This is a genomic window from Pseudarthrobacter sp. YAF2, from assembly GCF_052113345.1.
Classification (GTDB): domain Bacteria; phylum Actinomycetota; class Actinomycetes; order Actinomycetales; family Micrococcaceae; genus Arthrobacter.
In genome coordinates this window covers 1-1,232 of the sequence record NZ_JBFRDA010000047.1, presented here as the reverse complement: position 1 = coordinate 1,232, position 1,232 = coordinate 1, and the positions used below count along the sequence as shown (strand labels likewise).

Below are 1,232 nucleotides of genomic sequence, written 5' to 3'. Positions count from 1 at the left end.
TAGTGCTGGGCGGTGTCCGGGTTGAAGGCGTTGACGCCGGCGGGCTTGCCGGCCGCTTTGGCGGCGGACAGGCAGTGTTCGACGGCGGCGCGCACTTCGGGGTGTTCCTGCTGTCCCAGCAGGCCCATGGACGCGGCGAGGTCGGAGGGACCGACGAAGATGGCGTCCACCCCGTCGACGTTGAGGATGTCCTCCACGGCGTCGACGGCGGCGGTGGATTCAATCTGGACGGTGACGCTGATGGTCTCGCTGGCGCGGGCCAGGTAGTCCGGGACCCGGTTCCAGCGGGCGGCGCGGGCCAGGGCGGATCCCACCCCGCGCACGCCCTGGGGCGGGTACCGGGTGGCAGCCACCGCAGCCTCTGCCTCGGCCACGGAATTCACCATGGGGATGAGCAGGTTCTGCACACCGAGGTCCAGGTACTGCTTGATCACTACGGTGTCGTTCACGGGCGGCCGGACCAGGGCGTGAACCGGCGCAGAGTTCGGCGATCAGCGGGCTGCCGGAGCACACCCACATCCCCGCGAGCGGGCGGTTGGCCGCGGCGAGGGCGTCGCGGAAGGTGTTTTCTAGTGGAATCGGCATGTGACACTCCCCAGGGGGCCGTAGTCGGCGTGGACGGTGTCGCCCTTGTACACCCACAGGGGGCGGGTGAACGAGCCGGCCAGGATGATGTCCCCGGCCTTCAGCGAGTCACCGTGGGCGGCGATTTTGTTGGCCAGCCAGTGGACGCCGTTGGCGGGGTGGTCCAGGACGCCGGCGGCCACACCGGTTTCCTCCACGGTCTGGTTCTTGTAGAGGATGGCGGAGACCCAGCGCAGGTCTACGGCGTCCGGCTTCACAGGGTTCCCGCCAATCACCATGGCGCCCATCGCTGCGTTGTCCGAGATGGTGTCCACAATGGTCCGGCCCTCCATCTCGATCCTGGAATCCAGGATCTCGAGGGCCGGGACCACGTAGTCGGTGGCCTTCAGRACRTCGAAGATGGTCACGCCCGGGCCCTTCAGCCCATCCTTGAGGACAAACGCGAGCTCAACCTCCACCCGCGGRTGGGTGTACTGGTCCCACTGAACCGAGCAGCCGGTCTCCAGCACCATGTCATCGAAGATCGCGCCGTAGTCCGGTTCGGTGATGCCGGTGGCGGCCTGCATGGCCTTGGACGTGAGGCCGATCTTTCGGCCCACCAGGGTCCGGCCGGCTTCCTCGTTGCGGCGCCGCCACAACTGCTGCAC

The 1,232-nt window shown here is 67.9% G+C and carries 1 protein-coding gene and 1 pseudogene; both read right to left on the bottom strand.

The genetic code is table 11. The features are described from left to right. A pseudogene (locus AB4Y79_RS21630) lies at positions 1-585 on the bottom strand (HpcH/HpaI aldolase family protein); the annotation flags it as partial. Then, positions 570-1,232: fumarylacetoacetate hydrolase family protein (locus AB4Y79_RS21625; protein ID WP_441866257.1), on the bottom strand; the 663-nt coding region annotated here is incomplete at its 5' end. The pseudogene AB4Y79_RS21630 and the gene AB4Y79_RS21625, both read right to left, overlap by 16 nt.